At 67.1% G+C, this 19,777-nt stretch carries 15 protein-coding genes; 4 read left to right on the forward strand and 11 right to left on the reverse strand.

Annotated elements, in window-relative coordinates; all coding sequences use genetic code 11:
- Positions 1 to 126 precede the first annotated feature (126 nt).
- On the reverse strand, positions 127 to 807 hold the full coding sequence (locus V3B41_RS17525) for a TetR/AcrR family transcriptional regulator (RefSeq protein ID WP_049429069.1): 681 nt from the start codon (positions 805 to 807) through the stop codon (positions 127 to 129).
- 117 nt (positions 808 to 924) lie between these two features.
- Between V3B41_RS17525 and V3B41_RS17530 the strand changes: the two genes are divergently transcribed.
- On the forward strand, positions 925 to 2,055 hold the full coding sequence (locus V3B41_RS17530) for an efflux RND transporter periplasmic adaptor subunit (protein WP_049429068.1): 1,131 nt from the start codon (positions 925 to 927) through the stop codon (positions 2,053 to 2,055).
- A gap of 4 nt (positions 2,056 to 2,059) precedes the next feature.
- Positions 2,060 to 5,221 (forward strand): efflux RND transporter permease subunit, encoded by a 3,162-nt coding sequence (locus tag V3B41_RS17535; protein ID WP_295549929.1) that lies wholly within the window; start codon positions 2,060 to 2,062, stop codon positions 5,219 to 5,221.
- 442 nt (positions 5,222 to 5,663) lie between these two features.
- On the opposite strand, the gene V3B41_RS17540 is transcribed toward V3B41_RS17535, so the two are convergent.
- Positions 5,664 to 6,569 carry a LysR family transcriptional regulator gene (locus tag V3B41_RS17540; RefSeq protein WP_049428501.1) on the reverse strand — a complete coding sequence of 302 codons (906 nt, stop codon included), beginning with the start codon at positions 6,567 to 6,569 and terminating at the stop codon, positions 5,664 to 5,666.
- A gap of 117 nt (positions 6,570 to 6,686) precedes the next feature.
- Between V3B41_RS17540 and V3B41_RS17545 the strand changes: the two genes are divergently transcribed.
- On the forward strand, positions 6,687 to 7,460 hold the full coding sequence (locus V3B41_RS17545; RefSeq protein WP_197620300.1) for an SDR family oxidoreductase: 774 nt from the start codon (positions 6,687 to 6,689) through the stop codon (positions 7,458 to 7,460).
- Positions 7,461 to 7,567: 107 nt separating this feature from the next.
- Here V3B41_RS17545 and leuB read toward each other — a convergent pair whose 3' ends face one another.
- From leuB to ilvC, 9 genes are all read right to left on the reverse strand, one after another.
- Complete coding sequence (gene leuB, locus V3B41_RS17550) at positions 7,568 to 8,629, reverse strand: 3-isopropylmalate dehydrogenase (RefSeq protein WP_295549925.1); 1,062 nt, start codon at positions 8,627 to 8,629, stop codon at positions 7,568 to 7,570.
- On the reverse strand, positions 8,619 to 9,197 hold the full coding sequence (leuD, locus tag V3B41_RS17555) for a 3-isopropylmalate dehydratase small subunit (RefSeq protein ID WP_006390726.1): 579 nt from the start codon (positions 9,195 to 9,197) through the stop codon (positions 8,619 to 8,621). Before leuD ends, leuB begins: the two co-directional genes overlap by 11 nt.
- Positions 9,197 to 10,615 carry a 3-isopropylmalate dehydratase large subunit gene (gene leuC, locus V3B41_RS17560; protein ID WP_295549921.1) on the reverse strand — a complete coding sequence of 473 codons (1,419 nt, stop codon included), beginning with the start codon at positions 10,613 to 10,615 and terminating at the stop codon, positions 9,197 to 9,199. Before leuC ends, leuD begins: the two co-directional genes overlap by 1 nt.
- Positions 10,616 to 10,675: 60 nt before the next feature.
- Positions 10,676 to 11,455: a methyltransferase domain-containing protein gene (locus tag V3B41_RS17565; RefSeq protein ID WP_329861729.1), complete on the reverse strand. Its 780-nt coding sequence runs from the start codon at positions 11,453 to 11,455 to the stop codon at positions 10,676 to 10,678.
- Between the two features lie 10 nt (positions 11,456 to 11,465).
- On the reverse strand, positions 11,466 to 13,052 hold the full coding sequence (locus V3B41_RS17570; protein ID WP_106550756.1) for a 2-isopropylmalate synthase: 1,587 nt from the start codon (positions 13,050 to 13,052) through the stop codon (positions 11,466 to 11,468).
- Positions 13,049 to 14,140 carry a threonine dehydratase gene (locus V3B41_RS17575; RefSeq protein WP_106550755.1) on the reverse strand — a complete coding sequence of 364 codons (1,092 nt, stop codon included), beginning with the start codon at positions 14,138 to 14,140 and terminating at the stop codon, positions 13,049 to 13,051. Before V3B41_RS17575 ends, V3B41_RS17570 begins: the two co-directional genes overlap by 4 nt.
- 96 nt (positions 14,141 to 14,236) lie before the next feature.
- Positions 14,237 to 14,488, reverse strand: a complete 252-nt coding sequence (locus V3B41_RS17580; protein ID WP_005410947.1) for an ACT domain-containing protein — start codon at positions 14,486 to 14,488, stop codon at positions 14,237 to 14,239.
- Positions 14,472 to 16,208 carry an acetolactate synthase 2 catalytic subunit gene (gene ilvG / locus V3B41_RS17585; RefSeq protein ID WP_111111485.1) on the reverse strand — a complete coding sequence of 579 codons (1,737 nt, stop codon included), beginning with the start codon at positions 16,206 to 16,208 and terminating at the stop codon, positions 14,472 to 14,474. The genes V3B41_RS17580 and ilvG overlap by 17 nt, the downstream gene beginning before the upstream one ends.
- A gap of 37 nt (positions 16,209 to 16,245) precedes the next feature.
- Positions 16,246 to 17,220 carry a ketol-acid reductoisomerase gene (ilvC, locus tag V3B41_RS17590; RefSeq protein ID WP_329861730.1) on the reverse strand — a complete coding sequence of 325 codons (975 nt, stop codon included), beginning with the start codon at positions 17,218 to 17,220 and terminating at the stop codon, positions 16,246 to 16,248.
- Between the two features lie 689 nt (positions 17,221 to 17,909).
- On the opposite strand from ilvC, the gene ggt reads away from it, so the two are divergent.
- Complete coding sequence (ggt, locus tag V3B41_RS17595) at positions 17,910 to 19,628, forward strand: gamma-glutamyltransferase (RefSeq protein WP_049428480.1); 1,719 nt, start codon at positions 17,910 to 17,912, stop codon at positions 19,626 to 19,628.
- The last annotated feature ends 149 nt before the right edge of the window (positions 19,629 to 19,777 follow it).

Below are 19,777 nucleotides of genomic sequence, written 5' to 3' on the forward strand. Positions count from 1 at the left end.
TCCAGCGCAGTGGGCCGGCCATTTTACCGGTGCCGGAGGCCGGCGGCGCGCCCAGAGCATCAGCTGCCGGGTGGCCGGGGTCGCAGTGCCGGAAGTCATCGCGACCTCCGGTTCGTTCAGTTTTGGTTATTCAGCCGTCGCGGCCCCCCGCGGCGCATAGGCGCGCAGGAAGAAGTCGATGCTGGCGGTCACATGGGCAAGAGGGTCGCACTCCACCGGTGACAGTGGCATGCCGCACATCATATGCATGTGCACTTCGCCCTTGACCAGGGTCAGGAACTGCTGGCCGGCCAGGTAGTAGTCGGGGATCGCCAGCTCACCGCGTTCGCCGCGGGCGCGCAGGAAGTCGGCCAGGGCCTCGCAGGTGCGTTCCGGACCGGCCTGCCAGAACAGCTCGCGCAGGCGTTCGTCGGTCTCCGGCGCCATCATCATGCGCTGGATCGAGATCGCCGCATCGGAGGTGATCAGCTCGAAGAAGGCCAGGCCGATGCCGATCAGCTGGTCGCGCAGCGGGCCGTCCGCGTCGGCCACGAACAGGGCATCGGGCAGCATTTCAATGCACTTGGACTGCACGGCCTCGGAAAACAGGGTTTCCTTGTCGCCGAAGTGGCTGTACACGGTCAACTTCGAGACGCCGGCCTGGGCGGCAATGGCGTCCATGCTCACGCCGGTATAGCCCTGTTCGATGAACAGTACCTTGGCTGCTTCAAGGATCGCCGCGCGCTTGCCCAGATCCTTGGGGCGCCCGGGTCCGGCGGCCTTGGCAGCAGGCTTGGCCGACGGCTTGCGGGAAGTGGAAGAACTCATCGCAACAATACTAGACCAAGCGGTTCGATATTTATACTATACCGACCGGTTTATTAAATTGGGCCGGCAGTCGCGGCTCCCCCTTGTTGCAACCCTGCGTTTTCAGGACGTTGACCGATGAAGATCGTGCGCTGGATGGGCGGTATGGTGTGGGTGGCTGCGCTGGCAGCCTGTTCGGGACAGGAACAGGCGCCGCAGGCGGCCGTGCCCGTACTGGTGGTTCACCCCGGCGAACAGGCCGGACAGGCGCCGGCGGCGTTCCCGGGCACGGTGCGTGCCCGCCAGGAAAGCCCGCTGTCGTTCCGCGTCGGCGGCAACCTGGTCAAGCGCCATGTCGATGCCGGCCAGCGGGTGAAGAAGGGCGACGTGCTGGCCGAACTGGACGTGGCCGACTTCGCGCTGCAGGCGCGTGCCTCGCAGGCCCAGCTGGCGGCGGCGGAAGCCGATCTGGTGCGTGCCCGTGACGATCTCAAGCGCTACCAGGTGCTGGCCGACCAGCAGCTGGTCAGCCGCTCGCAGCTGGACCAGCAGTCCGCCGCGTTCAAGGCTGCGCAGGGCCAGGCCAATGCGGCCCGTGCCAACCTTGATGTGCTGCGCAACCAGGCCGACTACGCACAGCTGCGCGCACCGGCCGATGGCGTGATCGCCAGCCGCGAAGCCGAAGCCGGGCAGGTGGTGTCCGCCGGGCAGACCATCTTCAACCTGGCCGCCGATGGTGGCCGCGAAGTGCTGATCGACCTGCCCGAAGCCACCATCCGCGACTATGCGGTCGGCCAGCCGGTCGAGGTGGAACTGTGGAACCGCCCGGGCCAGCGCCTGCCGGGGACGATCCGCGAGATCGCTGCCGCCGCCGATCCGCAGGCACGCACCTATGCCACCCGGGTGAGCCTGGCCGCCGATGCGCTGGCCGATGTCGAACTGGGCCAGAGCGCACGCGTCTACAGCAGTGCCGGTCGCCACGGCACCCTGCAGCTGCCGCTGGGCGCGCTGCAGCGCGGCGCCAACGGTGCCGCCAGCGTGTGGGTGGTCGATCCGGCCAACAGCACGCTGAAAGCTGCGTCGGTCACCACCGGTGCCTATGGCAGCGAAACGGTACCGGTGCTGTCCGGCGTTGGCGCCGCTGACTGGGTGGTCGCCGCCGGCGGCCATCTGCTGCGCGCCGGCCAGCCGGTGATCGCGGTGGACCGCCAGAACCGCCCGGTGCTGAAGCCGGCCGCGCCGCCTGCTGCCGCCAAGGCCAAGGAGTAAGCCGGTGCGCCGCTTCAATCTTTCCGAGTGGGCGCTGGCCAATCGCCCGCTGGTGCTGTTTGCGATGCTCGCCTTCGCCCTGATCGGTGCATGGTCGTACAAGCATCTGGGCCAGTCCGAAGACCCGCCGTTCACCTTCAAGGCGATGGTGGTGCGCACGCTGTGGCCGGGCGCCACCGCCGAGCAGGTCTCGCGGCAGGTGACCGAGCCGATCGAGAAGGCGCTGATGAACACCGGCGAGTACGAGTTCATCCGCTCGTATTCGCGCCCGGGCGAATCGCAGGTCATCTTCATGGCCCGCGACAGCCTGCGTTCCAAGCAGATTCCGGACCTGTGGTACCAGGTGCGCAAGCGCGTGGGCGACATCCGCGCGACGCTGCCGCGCGAGATCGTCGGCCCGTTCTTCAACGACGAGTTCGGCGACACCTACGGCAACATCTATGCGTTGACCGGCAAGGGCTTCGACTATGCGGTGATGCGTGACTACGCCGACCGCATCCAATTGGAACTGCAGCGCGTACCCGACGTCGGCAAGATCGACCTGGTCGGCCTGCAGGACGAGAAGGTCTGGATCGAGTTGTCCAACACCCGGCTGGCCACGCTGGGCGTGTCGATGCAACAGGTGCAGCAGGCGCTGGCCGACCAGAATGCGGTAAGCGGTACCAGCTTCTTCGAGACCGCCACCGACCGCGTGCAGCTGCGCGTGACCGGCCAGTTCAACGACATCGAAGCGATCCGCCAGTTCCCGATCCGCGCCGGTGACCGCACCGTGCACCTGGGTGACATCGCCGAGGTCAAGCGCGGCTTTGCCGATCCGGCGTCGCCGAAGATGCGCTTCATGGGTGAAGAGGCGATCGGCCTGGCGGTGGCGATGAAGGATGGCGGTGACATCCTCAAACTCGGCGCCAACCTCGATGCCGAGTTCGAGCGCCTGCAGAAGACCCTGCCGGCCGGCATGCAGCTGCGCAAGGTGTCCGACCAGCCGCAGTCGGTGGAAGAGTCGGTCGGCGAGTTCGTGCAGGTGCTGACCGAGGCGGTGGTGATCGTACTGCTGGTCAGCTTCTTCTCGCTGGGCCTGCGTACCGGCCTGGTGGTGGGCGTGACCATTCCGCTGGTGCTGGCGATGACCTTCTTCGTCATGCACTACTTCGACATCGGCCTGCACAAGATCTCGCTGGGCGCGCTGGTGCTGGCGCTGGGCCTGCTGGTGGACGATGCGATCATCGCGGTGGAAATGATGGCCACCAAGATGGAGCAGGGCTATGACCGCCTGCGCGCGGCCAGTTTCGCCTGGGAGTCGACCGCGTTCCCGATGCTGACCGGTACCCTGATCACCGCGGCCGGCTTCCTGCCCATTGCAACGGCGGCATCGAGCACCGGTGAATACACCCGCTCGCTGTTCCAGGTGGTGACCATCGCGCTGGTGGTGTCGTGGATCGCAGCGGTGCTGTTCATCCCGTACCTGGGCGACAAGATGCTGCCGGACCTGTTCAATCCGCAGCCGCCGAAGCCGGGCAGCCTGCCTGCGCGCTGGCACGCCAAGCGCCAGCAGTGGGCCGACCGCTACCCGGCACTGGCCAACCTGATCGCGCCGCCGCAGCACGGGCATGACCATGATCCGTACCAGCGCCCGTTCTATCGTAGCTTCCGCCGCTTCCTGGATACCTGCCTGCGCCGGCGCTGGTGGGTGATCGCCGCGACCATCGCGTTGTTCATCGGTTCGCTGATGCTGTTCCGCTTCGTGCCGCAGCAGTTCTTCCCGGATTCGACCCGGCCGGAACTGATGGTGGACATCGAGCTGGCCGAGGGCGCCTCGCTGCGTTCGACCCAGGCGCAGGCCGAGAAGCTGGAGAAACTGCTGTCCAGCCGCGAGGGCATCGCCAACTACGTGTCCTACGTGGGCACCGGTTCGCCGCGCTTCTACCTGCCGCTGGACCAGCAGCTTCCGGCGACCAACTTCGCCCAGTTCGTGGTGCTGGCCAAGGACATCAAGTCGCGCGAAAGCACCCGCGACTGGCTGCTGCACGAGGTGATCCCGAAGTTCCCGGACGTGCAGATGCGCGTGACCCGTTTGGAAAATGGCCCACCGGTCGGTTATCCGGTGCAGATGCGTATTTCCGGCGAGCACATCGAGAAGGTGCAGGCGATCGCACGCCAGGTCGAGGCCAAGGTGCGAGAGAACCCGCACGTGATGAACGTCAACCTGGACTGGAGCGAGCCGAGCAAGGTGGTGAGGCTGGTGATCGACCAGGAGCGTGCCCGCGCGCTGGGCGTAAGCAGTGCACAGGTCAGCCAGTTCCTGTCCAGTTCGCTGGCCGGGCAGTCGGTGAGCGTGTACCGCGAAGGCAACCGCCAGATCGAGATGCTGCTGCGTGGCCCGGCCGATGAGCGCAACCAGCTGGAGCTGCTGTCGAGCCTGTCGATGCCGACTGCCAACGGCGGCAGCATCACGCTGTCGCAGGTGGCGACGATGGAGTACGGCTTCGAGGACGGCATCATCTGGCACCGCAACCGCCTGCCGACGGTGACCGTGCGCGCCGACATCAGCGATGGCATGCAGCCACTGGACGTGGTGCACCAGATCCTGCCGACGCTGGACGGCATCCGTGCCGAGCTGCCCAGCGGCTACCTGCTGGAGACCGGCGGTACCGTGGAGGATTCGGCACGTGGCCAGAACTCGATCAAGGCCGGCATGCCGCTGTTCCTGGTGGTGGTGGCCACGCTGCTGATGCTGCAGCTGCGCAGCTTCTCGCGCGCGGCGATGGTGCTGGTGACCGCGCCGCTGGGCATCATCGGTGCGACGTTGTTCCTGCTGCTGTTCCGCGCGCCATTCGGTTTCGTGGCACTGCTGGGCACGATTGCGCTGGCCGGCATGATCATGCGCAACTCGGTGATCCTGATCGACCAGATCCAGCAGGACATCGATGCCGGGCATGACCGTTGGCATTCGATCATCGACGCCACGGTGCGCCGCTTCCGCCCGATCGTGCTGACCGCGCTGGCAGCGGTGCTGGCGATGATTCCGCTGTCGCGCAGTGCGTTCTACGGCTCGATGGCGATCTCGATCATGGGCGGCCTGATCGTCGGCACGGTGCTGACCCTGGTGTTCCTGCCGGCCCTGTACGCGGCGTGGTTCCGGGTCAAGCCGGACGAATCCGGGGCGTAACACCCCGGGTTCTACGGCCACCGCCTCTGGTAGGTGCCAACCTGGGTTGGCACTGCGCTTTGCATCCACGCATGGCGCGGAGTGATCTGCTCGCGGGATCTGCTTTCTGTAGAGCCGAGCCATGCTCGGCTGCTCTTCGCATGATGGTGGGATGAGTCGAGCATGGCTCGACGCTACAGAAGCATCCACGCATGGCGTGGAGTGATCTGATCGCGGGATCTGCTTTCTGTAGAGCCGAGCCATGCTCGGCTGCTCTTCGCACGATGATGGAATGAGTCGAGCATGGCTCGACGCTACAGAAGCATCCACGCATGGCGTGGAGTGATCTGATCGCGGGATCTGCTTTCTGTAGAGCCGAGCCATGCTCGGCTGCTCTTCGCATGATGGTGGGATGAGTCGAGCATGGCTCGACGCTACAGAAGCATCCACGCATGGCGTGGATCTACCGCAATCGCAGGCCGTTTCGAAGCACCGGCAGCAGCCATTCGATGAACACCTGTACACGTTGTGCGCGGTGCTGCCGATGCGGCAGCAGCAGGGTCACCGGCAGCGGTTGTGCCACGTACTGCGGCATCACTTCCACCAGTTCGCCGGATTGCAGTTCCGCCTGCACGTCGTAGCGCGGAATCTGCAGCAACCCCAGCCCGGCCACGCAGCACGCGATCGACGCTTCTGCGCTGTTCACCCGCACCCAGCCGGGCATCGGCAATGTGCGTAGCTGCGCGCCCTCCTGCCACTCCCACGGTTCCACCCGTGCCGTGGTCGGCGAGGCGTAGTTCACTGCACGGTGCTGCTGCAGGTCGGCAGGCTGCTGCGGCATGCCGTGTTCACGCAGGTACGCCGGCGCGGCGACGTTGACGAAGTCGAGCTGGCCCAGCGTGCGCGCCACCAGACTGGAATCCCCCAGCTGGCCGACACGCAACACCGCATCGCAACCGTCTTCGATCAGGTTCACCGCGCGGTCGGTCATGCCCAGATCCACTTCCACCTGCGGATGGCGCGCGAAGAAATCCGGAAGGGAAGGGGCGATGATTCGGCGGCCGATGCGGCTGGGCACGTCGATCTTCAGCAGGCCCACCGGCTGCGCATCGTCCTGCCGGAACAGCGATTCGGCGTCTTCGACTTCGGCGATCAGGCGCAGGCAGCGCGCATGGAACACGTCGCCATCATGGGTGGTGGACACCCGGCGGGTCGAGCGCTGCAGCAGGCGGGTGCCAAGCCGCTGTTCCAGCTCCGCAATGGCTGCCGAGACGGTGGAGCGGGGCAGGCCGAGCTGGTCGGCAGCGCGGGTGAAGCTGGCGCACTCCACCACCCGGGTGAAGATGCGGAAGCGATCGATCCGGTCCATTGTTCGCTGGCTCTGGAAAGTTAAGTCAATGTGGTGGGCTTTATCCTTATTTTCTGCACGATATCGTCGTCAGGGCAGGGTTGCCACCCCGGGCAGCCCCCTCCCGAGATCGAAGCCATGACCGACCATTCCCTCAAGGGCAAGACCGTGCTGATTGCCGGAGGCGCCAAGAACCTGGGCGGACTGATCGCCCGCGACTTCGCCGCACAAGGCGCCAAGGCCATCGTGGTTCACTACAACAGTGCCGCCACCCACGCCGATGCAGAGGCGACCGTCGCTGCGGTGCAGGCCGCCGGCAGCAAGGCGGTGGCCCTGCAGGGCGACCTGACGTCGGCGGCAGCGATGGAGCGCCTGTTCGCCGATGCCGTGGCCTCGGTTGGCCGTCCCGACATTGCCATCAACACCGTGGGCAAGGTGCTGAAGAAGCCGCTGCTGGAGATCAATGAAGCCGAGTACGACGAGATGAGCGCGGTCAACGCCAAGGCAGCGTTCTTCTTCCTCAAGGAGGCGGGGCGCCACGTCAACGACGGTGGCCGCATCTGCACCCTGGTCACCTCGCTGTTGGGTGCCTACACACCGTTCTACTCCAGCTACGCCGGCACCAAGGCGCCGGTCGAGCATTTCACCCGTGCGGCGTCGAAGGAGTTTGGTGAGCGCGGCATCTCGGTGACCGCGATCGGGCCGGGGCCGATGGATACGCCGTTCTTCTACCCGGCCGAGAATGCCGATGCGCAGGCGTACCACAAGACCGCGGCGGCGCTGTCGGCGTTCACCCGCACCGGCCTGACCGACATCGCCGATATCGTGCCGTGGATCCGCTTCCTGGTGACCGATGGCTGGTGGATGACCGGGCAGACGATTCTGGTCAATGGTGGGTACACCACCAAGTAAGGCAGCCACGCATGGCCTGGCCGCCGGCTACCTGTAGAGTCGAGCGATGCTCGACTGCTGTTGAATGAGCCGAGCATGGCTCGGCTCTACAGGTGTTGCCCGATGGGTCAGCGCAGCTTTGCCAGCACCGCGTCGGTGGCGGCTGCCGTGCTCACCGCCTGGCCCTTGGCGGCCAGGTCGGCGGTGAACACACCGTCGTCCAGCACGGCATGCACCGCCGCTTCGACGGCGGCGGCTTCTGCTTCCAGCCCCAGCGAATGGCGCAGCAGCATCGCCGCGCTGAAGATCGTTGCGTACGGATTGGCGATGCCCTTGCCGGCGATATCCGGGGCCGAGCCATGGATCGGTTCATAGATGCCGACCGCACCCGGCTCGCCCAGCGACGCCGACGGCAGCAGGCCCAGCGAACCGGCCAGCATCGAGGCCTCATCGGTGAGGATGTCGCCGAACATGTTCTCGGTCACGATCACGTCGTACTCGCGCGGCTTGGCCAGCAGGTGCATGGCCATCGAGTCGACCAGCTGATGCTCCAGCGCAACGTCCGGGAATTCCTCGCGGCCGATGCGCGCGGCCACATCACGCCACAGGCGCGAGGTCTCCAGCACGTTGGCCTTGTCCACCGAGGTGACTTTGCCGCGACGCTGTTGGGCCAGGCGGAAGGCACTGCGCAGCACGCGCTCGATCTCGGCCACGGTGTAGCGGCACAGGTCGCTGGCACTTTCGGCATCGCGGGTCTTGTCGCCGAAATAGATGCCGCCGGTCAGTTCACGTACCACCACGAAGTCGACGCCCTGCAGCAGCTCGGCCTTGATCGGCGAGGCATGCAACGCGGCTTCATGGGTGCGCACCGGGCGCAGGTTGGCATACAGGCCCAGCGCCTTGCGGATTGCCAGCAGGCCCTGTTCCGGACGCACCTTGGCATTCGGGTCGGACCACTTCGGGCCACCGACCGCGCCCAGCAGCACCGCATTGGCGGCCTGGCAGGCAGCCAGCGTCGACGCAGGCAGCGGTTCGCCGTGGCGGTCGATGGCAATGCCACCGATATCGTGCTCGCTGAAGGTGAAGGTGTGGTTGAAGCGTTCGGCGACGGACTTCAGGACGGCAACCGCGGCGGCGGCCACTTCCGGGCCGATGCCATCACCGGGCAGGACAACAATTTCAGCGTGCATGCTCACTCTCGTAACGTTCGATTTCAGGGACACGGCCCAACAGATACCCCAACTGGTCGACACCTTCCAGCAGGCAGGTCTGCGAGAAGCCATCCAGCGGGAAGGAATACACGCGGCCATCGGGGGTACGCAGCTCGCGTGCGGCCACATCGATGGTCAGCTCATCGTCCGGGCGCTGCATCAGCGCCTGCACATCGGCCTCGTCCAGCACGATCGGCAGCAGGCCGTTCTTCAGCGAGTTGCCACGGAAGATGTCGGCGATCTCGCTGCTGACGATGGCGCGCAGGCCGAGGTCGGTCAGCGCCCACGGCGCATGCTCGCGCGAGGAACCACAGCCGAAGTTGCGACCCGCCAGCAGGATGCTGCGGCCCGCATTGTGTGGCTGGTTGAAGGCGAAGTCGGCCACCGGCGAACCGTCGGCCTGCCAGCGCCAGTCATTGAAGGCGTTGCGACCCAGGCCGGCGCGTTCGGTGGTGGACAGGAACCGCGCCGGAATGATCTGGTCGGTGTCGATGTTGGTCTGTGCCAGCACCACGCTGGACGAGGTCAGGGTACGGAAACCGGCCATTACGCCACCTCCTGTGCGAACAGTTCGCGGGTATCGGCAACGTGCCCGTTCACGGCGGCCCAGGCCGCGCTCATCGGCGAGGCCAGCAGCGTACGTGAACCGGGGCCTTGGCGGCCCTCGAAATTGCGGTTGCTGGTGCTCACGGCCAGCTGGCCAGGCGCGACCAGATCGCCGTTCATGGCGATGCACATCGAACAGCCCGGCTCGCGCCACTCGGCACCGGCCGCGCGCACGATCTCATGGATGCCTTCGGCCTCGGCCTCGCGCTTGACGATCTCCGAGCCCGGTACCACCAGCATGCGTACCCGCTCGGCGACGCGGCGGCCGCGCAGGACCTGCGCGACTTCGCGCATGTCGCTCAGGCGGCCATTGGTGCACGAACCGACGAACACCACGTCCACCGGCGTACCGGCCAGTGCCTTGCCCGCCTGGAAGTGCATGTAGTCCAGGCCCTTCTGCGCGGCCGCATCGTTGGCGGCGGGAATCGGCGCATCCACCGCGATGGCGGTACCCGGATGCGTGCCCCAGGTCAGGGTCGGGCGGATGTCGGCGGCGTCGATGCGTACTTCGCTGTCGAAGCGTGCGCCGTCATCGCTGCGCAGCTGCTGCCAGCGTGCGACGGCGGCGTCGAACTCGGCACCCTTGGGGCCACGCGGGGTATTGGCCACGAAGTCGAAGGTGACCTGGTCCGGGGCGACCATGCCGGCACGCGCGCCGGCCTCGATCGACATGTTGCACAGGGTCATGCGTTGTTCCATGTCCATCGCTTCGATGGTGCTGCCACGGAACTCGATGACGTGGCCGGTGCCACCGTTGACGCCGATCACGCCGATGATGTGCAGCACCACGTCCTTGGCGCCGACGCCCGGCGCCAGCGGGCCATCGACGGTGATGGCAAAGGTCTTCGCCTTGCGCTGCAGCAGGCACTGCGTGGCCAGCACGTGGCCGACTTCGCTGGTGCCGATGCCGAAGGCCAGCGAGCCGAACGCACCGTGGGTAGAGGTGTGGCTGTCGCCGCAGACGATGGTCATGCCCGGCTGGGTGAAGCCCTGTTCCGGCGCGATCACGTGGACGATGCCGCGGTTGTCCGAGGCCATGTCGAACAGCTCGATGCCGTGCTCGGCGCAGTTGCGTGCCAGCGTGGCAACCTGCGCTTCGGAGGCGGCGCTGGCATAGGGCAGCCTGCCGTCGGCACCGGCCGGCAGAGTCGGGGTGGAATGGTCCATCGTTGCCTTGGTCCGATCCGGGCGGCGCGGCTTCAGGCCACGCTCGCGCAGCTCGGTGAACGCCTGCGGCGAGGTGACCTCGTGGATCAGGTGCAGATCGATGTACAGCACGGCGGGCGCGCTGTCGGATTCGGGAACCACCACGTGGGCGTCCCACAGTTTGTCGTACAGGGTGCGGGGTGCGGAAGTCATGCGTATGCCTGGCAGAAGTACGAAATAGCGAACATCAGTAAAGAAGGCGGAACGGTCAAGTCAGCGACGACGGGCGAGCACGCGCAGCCGCACGTAGTCGGCCAGCGGCTGGCCGGCGGTGTTGCGCGGCAGATCGGCCAGCAGTGCAGCGGCGGCGTCGCGCACAGTGGCGCGGGCCTCGCTGGTCAGGTCGTCCAGCAGCGGCGCGGCGAATACCCGCAGCCAGCCGGCCACGCCGGTCGGCAGCGCAGTCGGGCGCGGCGTGCACTCGATCAGTTGCACCTGGAAGCCATGCTGGCGCAGCCGGTCGGCGTAGGCATCGGCCGTCGGGAAGTACCACTGGAACGTGCTGGCGCAATGGCCGTGGGCCACGCGCGCGGCCTGCAGCGCGGCGATGATCGTGGCCACGTTGCCGTGGCCGCCGAACTCTGCGACGAAGCGGCCGCCTGGGCGCAGGGCGCGGCGCACGCCTTCCAGCACCTGGTCGGGGTTGCCCATCCAATGCAGTGCGGCATTGCTGAACACCGCATCGAACTCGCTGTCGAACGACAGCGCGTGGCCGTCCATCACCTGCGCGTCGACACCGCGCGCACGGGCGGCGATCACCAGTTCCGGGGAGGCATCCACACCGTGGATGCGTGCGCCGCTCAGCGCCAGCTCGGTGCTGAGTACGCCATCGCCACAGCCCAGGTCGAGGATGCGTTCACCGCCGCGCGGGTCGAGCAGGCGCGCCACCGCACCGCCGAGCAGCGGCACGAAGCCGGCATCGATCGCATAGTCCTGGGCGTTCCACTGCTGGCCAGCGGCGCTGGTCGGGGTGGGGGTGTCGAAGGCGCTCATCTCGGCTTCCTCAGGCGGTGGCGGGGGTGGCAACGTCGGTGCTGCTGTGGGCGGCGGCCTGGCGCTGGCGCAGCAGGCGGTTGGCAACATCCAGCCAGGCCAGCGCGGAGGCTTCGATGATGTCCTTGCTGGTGCCGGTGCCGTCGTACTCCACGCCCTCGTGGCGCACGCTCAGGTTGGCTTCGCCACGTGCATCGGCGCCGATGCCGACGCTGTGCACGTGGTAGCTGTCCAGCATCAGCTGCACGCCGGTGGCGGCTGACAGTGCGCCGAACAGCGCATCGACCGGGCCGTCGCCCTGCGCGGTCTCGGCCACGCGGTTGCCGTCCGGGTCGGACAGTTCAACCAGCGCGTTGGCACGGCTGCCGACATCGCTGATGGTCATCGACGCCAGGCGGTAGCCCTGTGCGTTGGAACCGCCCTGCATCAACGTCTGCAGGTCGGCATCGGTGACCACGCGCTGCTGTTCGCACAGGCCCTTGAACTGCTCGAACACCAGCTTCAGTTCGTCCTCGTCCAGCCAGAAGCCCAGCGCGCGCAGGCGCGCTTCAACAGCGGCGCGGCCACTGTGGCGGCCCAGCACCATCTGCGAGTCCTCCCAGCCCACGTCTTCCGGACGCATGATTTCGTAGGTGCCGCGGTGGCGCAGCATGCCGTGCTGGTGGATGCCCGATTCGTGGGCGAAGGCATTGGCGCCGACGATCGCCTTGTTGCGCTGTACCGGCATGCCGACCAGACGCTGCAGCAGCTGCGAGGTGCCGACGATGCGCGGGGTGTTGATCGCACTGTCCTGCTCGTAGAAGGCCTGGCGAACCTTCAGCACCATGGCGATTTCTTCCAGCGAGCAGTTGCCGGCGCGTTCACCGATGCCGTTGATGGTGCACTCGACCTGTCGCGCGCCCCCTTCGATGGCGGCCAGCGAGTTGGCCACGGCCAGGCCCAGGTCGTTGTGGCAGTGCGCGCTGAAGATCACGTTGGCGGCATTCGGCACGTCGGCCACGCCTGCGATGACTTTCTGGAACATCGCGCGGATTTCCTCCGGCGTGGTGAAGCCGACGGTGTCGGGCAGGTTGATGGTGGTGGCGCCGGCGGCGATCGCCACGCGCGAGACCTCGATCAGGTAATCCAGCTCGGTACGGGTGGCATCCTCGGCCGAGAATTCGACATCGTCGATGTAGGAGCGCGCCAGCGCTACGTGCTTGCGTACCGACTCCAGTACCTGCTCGCGGGTCATGCGCAGCTTGTGCTCGCGGTGCAGCGGGCTGGTCGACAGGAACACGTGCAGGCGCGGATTCGCAGCTGCTTCCAGCGCACGTGCGGACGTTTCGATGTCGGCCTGCAGGCAGCGTGACAGCACCGCCAGGCTCAGGCTCGGGCGGCGCAGTTCGCGGCCGATCAGTGCCATCGCCTCGCGGTCGGACTGCGAGCTGGCCGGGAAGCCGGTCTCGATGATGTCCACGCCCAGTTCGTCCAGCGCACGCGCCATCACCAGCTTCTGCGGCGGGCTCATGCTGCAGCCGGGGGACTGCTCGCCGTCACGCAGGGTGGTGTCGAAGATGCGGATGCGCGGGGTGGTAATTCGTTCGATGGTGGTCACAGGGAAATCTCCTCGACAGCGGGCGTTGCGGCTTGCAGGTGGGAAGGGGAAGAGGTGGGGGAGGGCGGCGCGCTGGCCTTGGCGGGCGAGCGGGGTGTTTCGCTGCGCCGTCGCCGCGGCTTGCGCGGCGGGCGCGGTCGGATGTCGGTAAGCAGGCCGGCCAGCACGCCGGCATCGATGTTTCCGCCGGAGACCACCGCGCACTTGCGGCGGCCCGCGACGCGGCGGCCGGCAGCCAGCGCCAGCGCGCCGGCGCCCTCGGCGATGATGTGTTCTTCCAGTGCCAGCCGTACCAGGGTTTCGCGCAGTTCGGCTTCGCGCACGATCACCACATCGTCCAGCAGCGAGGTGCACAGGCGGCGGGTCAGGAAGCCTGGGATCTTCACCCGCACACCGTCGGCCAGCGAGGCGGCAGGTGCGATCTCGCGGACATCGCCACGGATCGCGCGCGCCATCGAGTCAACGCCTTCCACCTGTGCACCAACCACGCGCACGCCCTGTGATTTCAGCGCCAGGGCCACGCCGGAGGCCAGTCCACCACCACCGATCGGTACGATCACCACGTCCGGTGCGTGTGCGGCCAGCTCGATGCCGACCGTACCCTGGCCGGCGATCACGTCGGCATCATCGAACGCGGACAGGAAGCGGTAGCCGTGGCGCTGCGCCAGCTCGACCGCGAAGGCGTAGGCCTCGTCGTAGCTGTTGCCGTGCTGGCGCACGGTCGCACCCCAATGGGCGACGCCGGCGATCTTGGTGGCGGGCGCGCCATGCGGCATCACCGTGATGGCCGGTACGTCCAGACGGTAGGCGGCCCAGGCCACGCCCTGGGCGTGGTTGCCGGCAGAGGCGCAGATTACCGGCCGGGTGTCGCCGCGCTCGCGGCCGGCCAGCAGTGCATTCAGTGCGCCGCGCACCTTGTAGGAGCCGGTGCGCTGAAGGTTCTCCAGCTTCAGCCAGGTGCCGAAGCGCTCGGCATGGTGCAGCGGGGTGGGTGGCAGGAAGCGGCGCAGGCGGGCCTGCGCGGCCAGGACGTCGGCGACGCTTACGTCGCCGACATCGCTTTCCTGGCTGGCATCAGCGGCCGGCATGGGCCACCAGCGGGGTGCGGTCGACCGCCGCATGCGGGCACGGGCGGCGAAGAAGACGCCTCCGTACCGGCACCGTGGTCGCTACGGTACGGGTGTTCATGGCGATACTCCTTCCACGGCGGTGACCTGCACGGACACGCAGTCGTAGATCTTCTCGATCTGCCGGCACAGCGTTTCCGCCGGGCGCTGGCCATCGACGACCAGCTGCAGGTGCCAGCGGCCGTCATCGGCGGCCACCGGCGCACCGCTGATCGCGCGCGGCGCGAAACCGCGACGCTCGGCCATGCCGATCACGCGCAGCAGCGCGCCTTCGGCCGGGTGCAGCACCAGGTCAAGCCGGTATTGCATTGGGGGTCTCCTGGCGGGCGTGGGCAGGGTTGCTTTCCAGCATCGTGCTGTTGGCGGTGTTCGGCGGCACCAGCGGCCACACGTTGGCGCGTGCATCGATGGCCACGTGCAGCAGCGCCGGGCCCGGCTCGGCCAGCAGCGCGGCCAGGCCGCCCTCGACGTCGTCGCGCGCGTCGATGCGGGTGGCGGCAATGCCGAACACCTGCGCCAATGCCACGAAGTCCGGGTTGTCGGACAGATCGATCTCGCTGTAACGCTCGGCGAAGAACAGCTCCTGCCACTGCCGCACCATGCCCAGCGAACTGTTGTCCAGCAGCACGATCTTCACCGGCAGGCGGCAGCGCGCGATGGTGGCCAGTTCCTGCACGTTCATCATGAAGCTGCCATCACCGGAGACCAGCACCACGGTGCGGTCCGGGCAGGCGAACTGCGCGCCCATCGCGGCCGGCAGGCCGAAGCCCATGGTGCCCAGCGCGCCACTGGTCAGGTGGTTGCGCGGGTGGTTGAAGCGGCAGTGCTGCGCCACCCACATCTGGTGCTGGCCAACGTCGCAGGCGATCACCGCATCGGCCGGGGCGAGTTCGCTCAGGCGCTTCAGCATGGCCGGCGCGTAGATGTGCTGGCCCGGCGCGTCGTAGCGCGCAGCGAAACGATCGCGATGCTGTGCACAGCGCCTGCGCCATGCGTCCTGGTGGGCCTTGGGGGAGGGGAAGGCCGCACGCAGGGCGCGGATCGCATGGCCGACATTGCCGGGCACGGCAACATCGGCGCTGCGCAGCTTGGAGATCTCGTAGGCGTCAGCGTCGATATGGACCACGCGGGCGAACGGGGCGAACTCGGCCAGCTTGCCGGTGGCGCGGTCATCGAAGCGGGCACCCAGCACCAGCAGCAGGTCGCTTTCCTGCACCGCCATGTTGGCCGCGCGGGTGCCATGCATGCCCAGCATGCCCAGCGACTGCGGGTGGTTGGCCGGCAGTGCACCCAGTCCGCGCAGGGTCATCACGGTGGGAATCGCGCTGGCTTCAACGAAGTCGCGCAGGTCCTGCACCGCATCACCCAGCGCGATGCCACCACCGGCGTAGACCACCGGCTTCTCGGCTGCCGCCAGCGCGGCAATGGCCTCGGCGATGGCCGCGTCGGCCGGTGCCGGTGGTGGTTCGACGCTGCTCGGCACGTGCACCGGCAGATGGCTGGCATCGGCCAGCTGCACATCCTTGGGCAGGTCGATCAGCACCGGGCCGGGGCGGCCCTCGCGGGCGATGCGGAAGGCGTCGGCCACTACGCGCGGCAGGTCATCGACGCTGCGCACCAGCCAGCTGTGCTTGACGATCGGCATCGTCAGGCCGAACACATCCAGTTCCTGGAAGGCATCGGTGCCCAGCAGCGGCGTGCCGACCTGGCCGGTGATGCAGACCATCGGCACCGAATCCAGCATCGCGTCGGCGATGCCGGTGACCAGGTTCGACGCGCCCGGGCCGGAGGTGGCCACGCAGACGCCGACCTGGCCGCTGGCGCGGGCGAAGCCATTGGCCGCCAACGCCGCACCCTGCTCATGGCGTACCAGGATGTGCTTCAGCGACGAATCCACCAGCGCGTCGTAGAACGGCATGATGGTGCCGCCGGGATAGCCGAACAGGGTGCGGACGCCCTCGGCCTCCAGCGCCTGGGTCAGCCAGCGCGCGCCGTTGGGCGGCGTGCTGCGGTGTGTGGGAGAGTTCATGGGGGAACCTTGCAGAGCGGGTGGGGGTGCCGCGTTGTTACGCGGCTTGACCTTGCAACCAGACCATCTTGGCGCGCAGTTCCTTGCCTACCTTCTCGATCGGGTGTTCCAGGTCGGCCTGCTTGAACTTGTTGTAGTTCGGCAGGCCCGCTTCGTACTCGGCCACCCAGTTCTTGGTGAAAGTACCGTCCTGGATGTCCTTCAGCACTTCCTTCATGCGCGCCTTGGTGCCGGCGTCGATCACCCGCGGGCCGCTCACGTAGTCACCGTACTGCGCGGTTTCGGAGATGAATTCCAGCATGCGCGAGATGCCACCTTCGTAGAACAGGTCCACGATCAGCTTCAGCTCGTGCAGCACTTCGTAGTAGGCGATCTCCGGCTGGTAACCGGCTTCGACCAGGGTCTCGAAACCGGCCTGCACCAGCGCCGAAGCGCCGCCGCACAGCACCGCCTGCTCGCCGAACAGATCGGTCTCGGTTTCTTCCTTGAACGTGGTCTGGATCAGGTTGGCGCGGGCACCGCCGAGGCCACCGGCATAGGCCAGGGCGTACTCGGCCGCCTTGCCGCTCTTGTCCTGGTAGACCGCCCAGATGCACGGCACGCCACGGCCGATTTCATACTCGCGGCGCACCAGCGCGCCGGGGCCCTTGGGTGCGACCAGCACCACGTCGAGGTCCTCGCGCGGCTTGATCATGTCGAAGTGCACGTTCAGGCCGTGCGCGAACAGCAGCACCGCACCCTGCTTCATGTTCGGCGCCAGCACGTCGTCGTACAGCTTCTTCTGCACCATGTCCGGGGTCAGCACGGCGACCAAGTCGGCATCCTTCACGGCTTCGGCCGGTGCCTTGACGGAGAAGCCATCGGCCTGCGCCTTGACCTCGGTGGGGCCGCCCGGACGCAGGCCTACCACCACGTCGAAGCCGGATTCGCGCAGGTTCAGCGCGTGGGCGCGGCCCTGGCTGCCGTAGCCGATGACGGCGATCTTGGTCTGGGGCAGGTCGTTGGTGCTCATGGGGGAGGTTCCTTGCGGTGGGAAGAAAAAAGAACGGCCGGTCGTCGAGGTGACGTGCCGGCCGGTCAGGGGAAAGCGGTGGGGGAGGCGCCATGCATCGCACGCGAACACCCGCCACGAGGCGTCGTGGTGGTGTGGGTCCGGGTTTTGAAGTTGGCGGTATGCATGGTGGTTGCGTCTGAAACCAGGTCCTGAAATGAAAAAACCCGCACCGGGGCAGGTGCGGGTTTTAATGAGTTCCGGTGTGTTTGTTGCTTACACGCTGGCTCGTCCCGCACCTGTTGGTTGGGTAATAAGTACGAGCACAAGAATCGAACGCTGCGAGGCGGCGCCGGTGTCGGCGGCTTCAATGTGGGTTCGCGGTGGCGTGTTGTGATGCAACATGTGATCGAGAGAAACACAGCCATTTCGGCAGTGTCAACCCTGGCGGCAGATTTTTTCTCGGTTTCCGCTGCATCCAGCGCAATCGCTTGCGGCACAAGGATGGTTGCTGCTGAAAGTGTTTCGGTGAACCCGAATTCACTCCTTTCAGTGCGCTTTTTGCGCGGATTCCGGGCTGTTGTCGCCCTGGTGGATGTGGATCTGGGTCCGCACCCACCGAAAGACCATCGCCCATGACCTCTGCCCGATACCGCGTGAAGGCCACAGCGGCGAAGATCGGGGAACCACCCTTCCATCGGAACCCGACCGTGTCCCGACGCCTTGCCCGTTCCCTGCTCGCCGCCGCCGTGCTCGCCGCGGTGCCTGCACTGTCCTTCGCCGCCGACCGCATCACCGGCCAGACCTTCGCCACCCGTTCGGAGGTGATCGCCCCGCACGCGATGGCCGCGACCTCGCAGCCGCTGGCCACCCAGATCGCGCTGGACGTGATGAAGGGCGGCGGTTCGGCAGTGGACGCGGCGATTGCCGCCAACGCCGCGCTCGGCCTGATGGAACCCACCGGCAACGGCATCGGCGGCGACCTGTTCGCCATCGTCTGGGACCCGAAGACGCAGAAGCTCTATGGCTACAACGGTTCGGGCCGCTCGCCGAAATCGCTGACCCTGGCTGAGCTCCAGCGCCGCGGCCTGAAGGACATCCCGGCCACCGGCCCGCTGCCGGTGTCGGTGCCCGGCGCGGTCGATGGTTGGTTCGCCCTGCACGACCGCTTTGGCCGGAAGCCGATGGCCGACAACCTGGCCCCCGCCATCCGTTACGCCCGCGAAGGGCACCCGGTGGCCGAGGTGATTGCCTACTACTGGGATCGCTCGGTGCCGAAGCTGTCGCAGTACCCGGGCTTCAAGGAGCAGTTCACGATCAACGGCCATGCTCCGCGCAAGGGCGAGATGTGGAAGAACCCGAACCTGGCCAGCACCCTGCAGAAGATTGCCGACGGCGGCCGTGATGCGTTCTACAAGGGCGAGATCGCCCACACCATCGGCGATTACTTCAAGGCCAACGGCGGCTACCTGAGCTACCAGGACATGGCTGACCACCATGGCGAGTGGGTCGAGCCGGTCAGCAGCAACTATCGTGGCTACGACGTCTGGGAGCTGCCACCGAACAGCCAGGGCATCGCTGCGCTGCAGATTCTCAACGTGCTGGAAGGCTACGACTTCTCGAAGATTCCGTTCGGCTCACCCGAGCATGTGCACCTGTTCGTGGAAGCGAAGAAGCTGGCCTTCGCCGACCGTGCGCGCTTCTACGCCGACATGGCGTTCCAGCCGGCACCGGTGCAGAAACTGATCTCCAAGGAGTACGCGGCTCAGCGTCGCGCGCTGATCTCGATGGACAAGGCCTTGAAGGAAGTACAGCCGGGCACACCGAAGCAGCTGGAGGAGGGCGATACGATCTACATGACCGTGGCCGACGCCGACGGCATGATGGTGTCGCTGATCCAGTCCAACTACCGTGGCATGGGCAGTGGCATGGCGCCGCCGGGGCTGGGCTTCATCCTGCAGGACCGTGGCGAGATGTTCGTGCTGCAGAAGAATCATCCGAACGGTTATGCGCCGGGCAAGCGCCCGTTCCAGACCATCATTCCGGCCTTCATCACCAAGGGTGGCAAGCCGTACGCCAGCTTCGGCGTGATGGGCGGCGCGATGCAGCCGCAGGGCCACGCGCAGATCGTGATGAACCTGGTGGACTTCGGGATGAACCTGCAGGAAGCCGGCGACGCACCGCGCATCCAGCACGAAGGTTCCACCGAGCCGACCGGGCAGGCGATGGCGATGACCGACGGTGGCGAAGTGAATCTGGAAACCGGCTTCCCGTACGAGACCGTGCGCGCGCTGATGCGCAAGGGGCATCGCATCGTGTTCGCCGATGGTCCGTATGGTGGGTACCAGGCGATCATGCGTGATCCGGAAACCGGCGTGTATTACGGCGCGTCGGAGAGTCGCAAGGATGGGCAGGCGGCGGGGTATTGAGGTTTCCCGGCCACCGGGCTCAGCCCCCTCTGCGGTGGGTTCCGGAAAGCGGGATCATGTGATTGGGCCGGGGGGGGGGGGGGGGGGGGGGGGGGGGGGGGGGGGGGGGGGGGGGGGGGGGGGGCGGGGGGGGGGGGGGGGGGGGCGGG

This window comes from Stenotrophomonas sp. SMYL89 (assembly GCF_036319985.1).
GTDB lineage: Bacteria > Pseudomonadota > Gammaproteobacteria > Xanthomonadales > Xanthomonadaceae > Stenotrophomonas > Stenotrophomonas maltophilia_Q.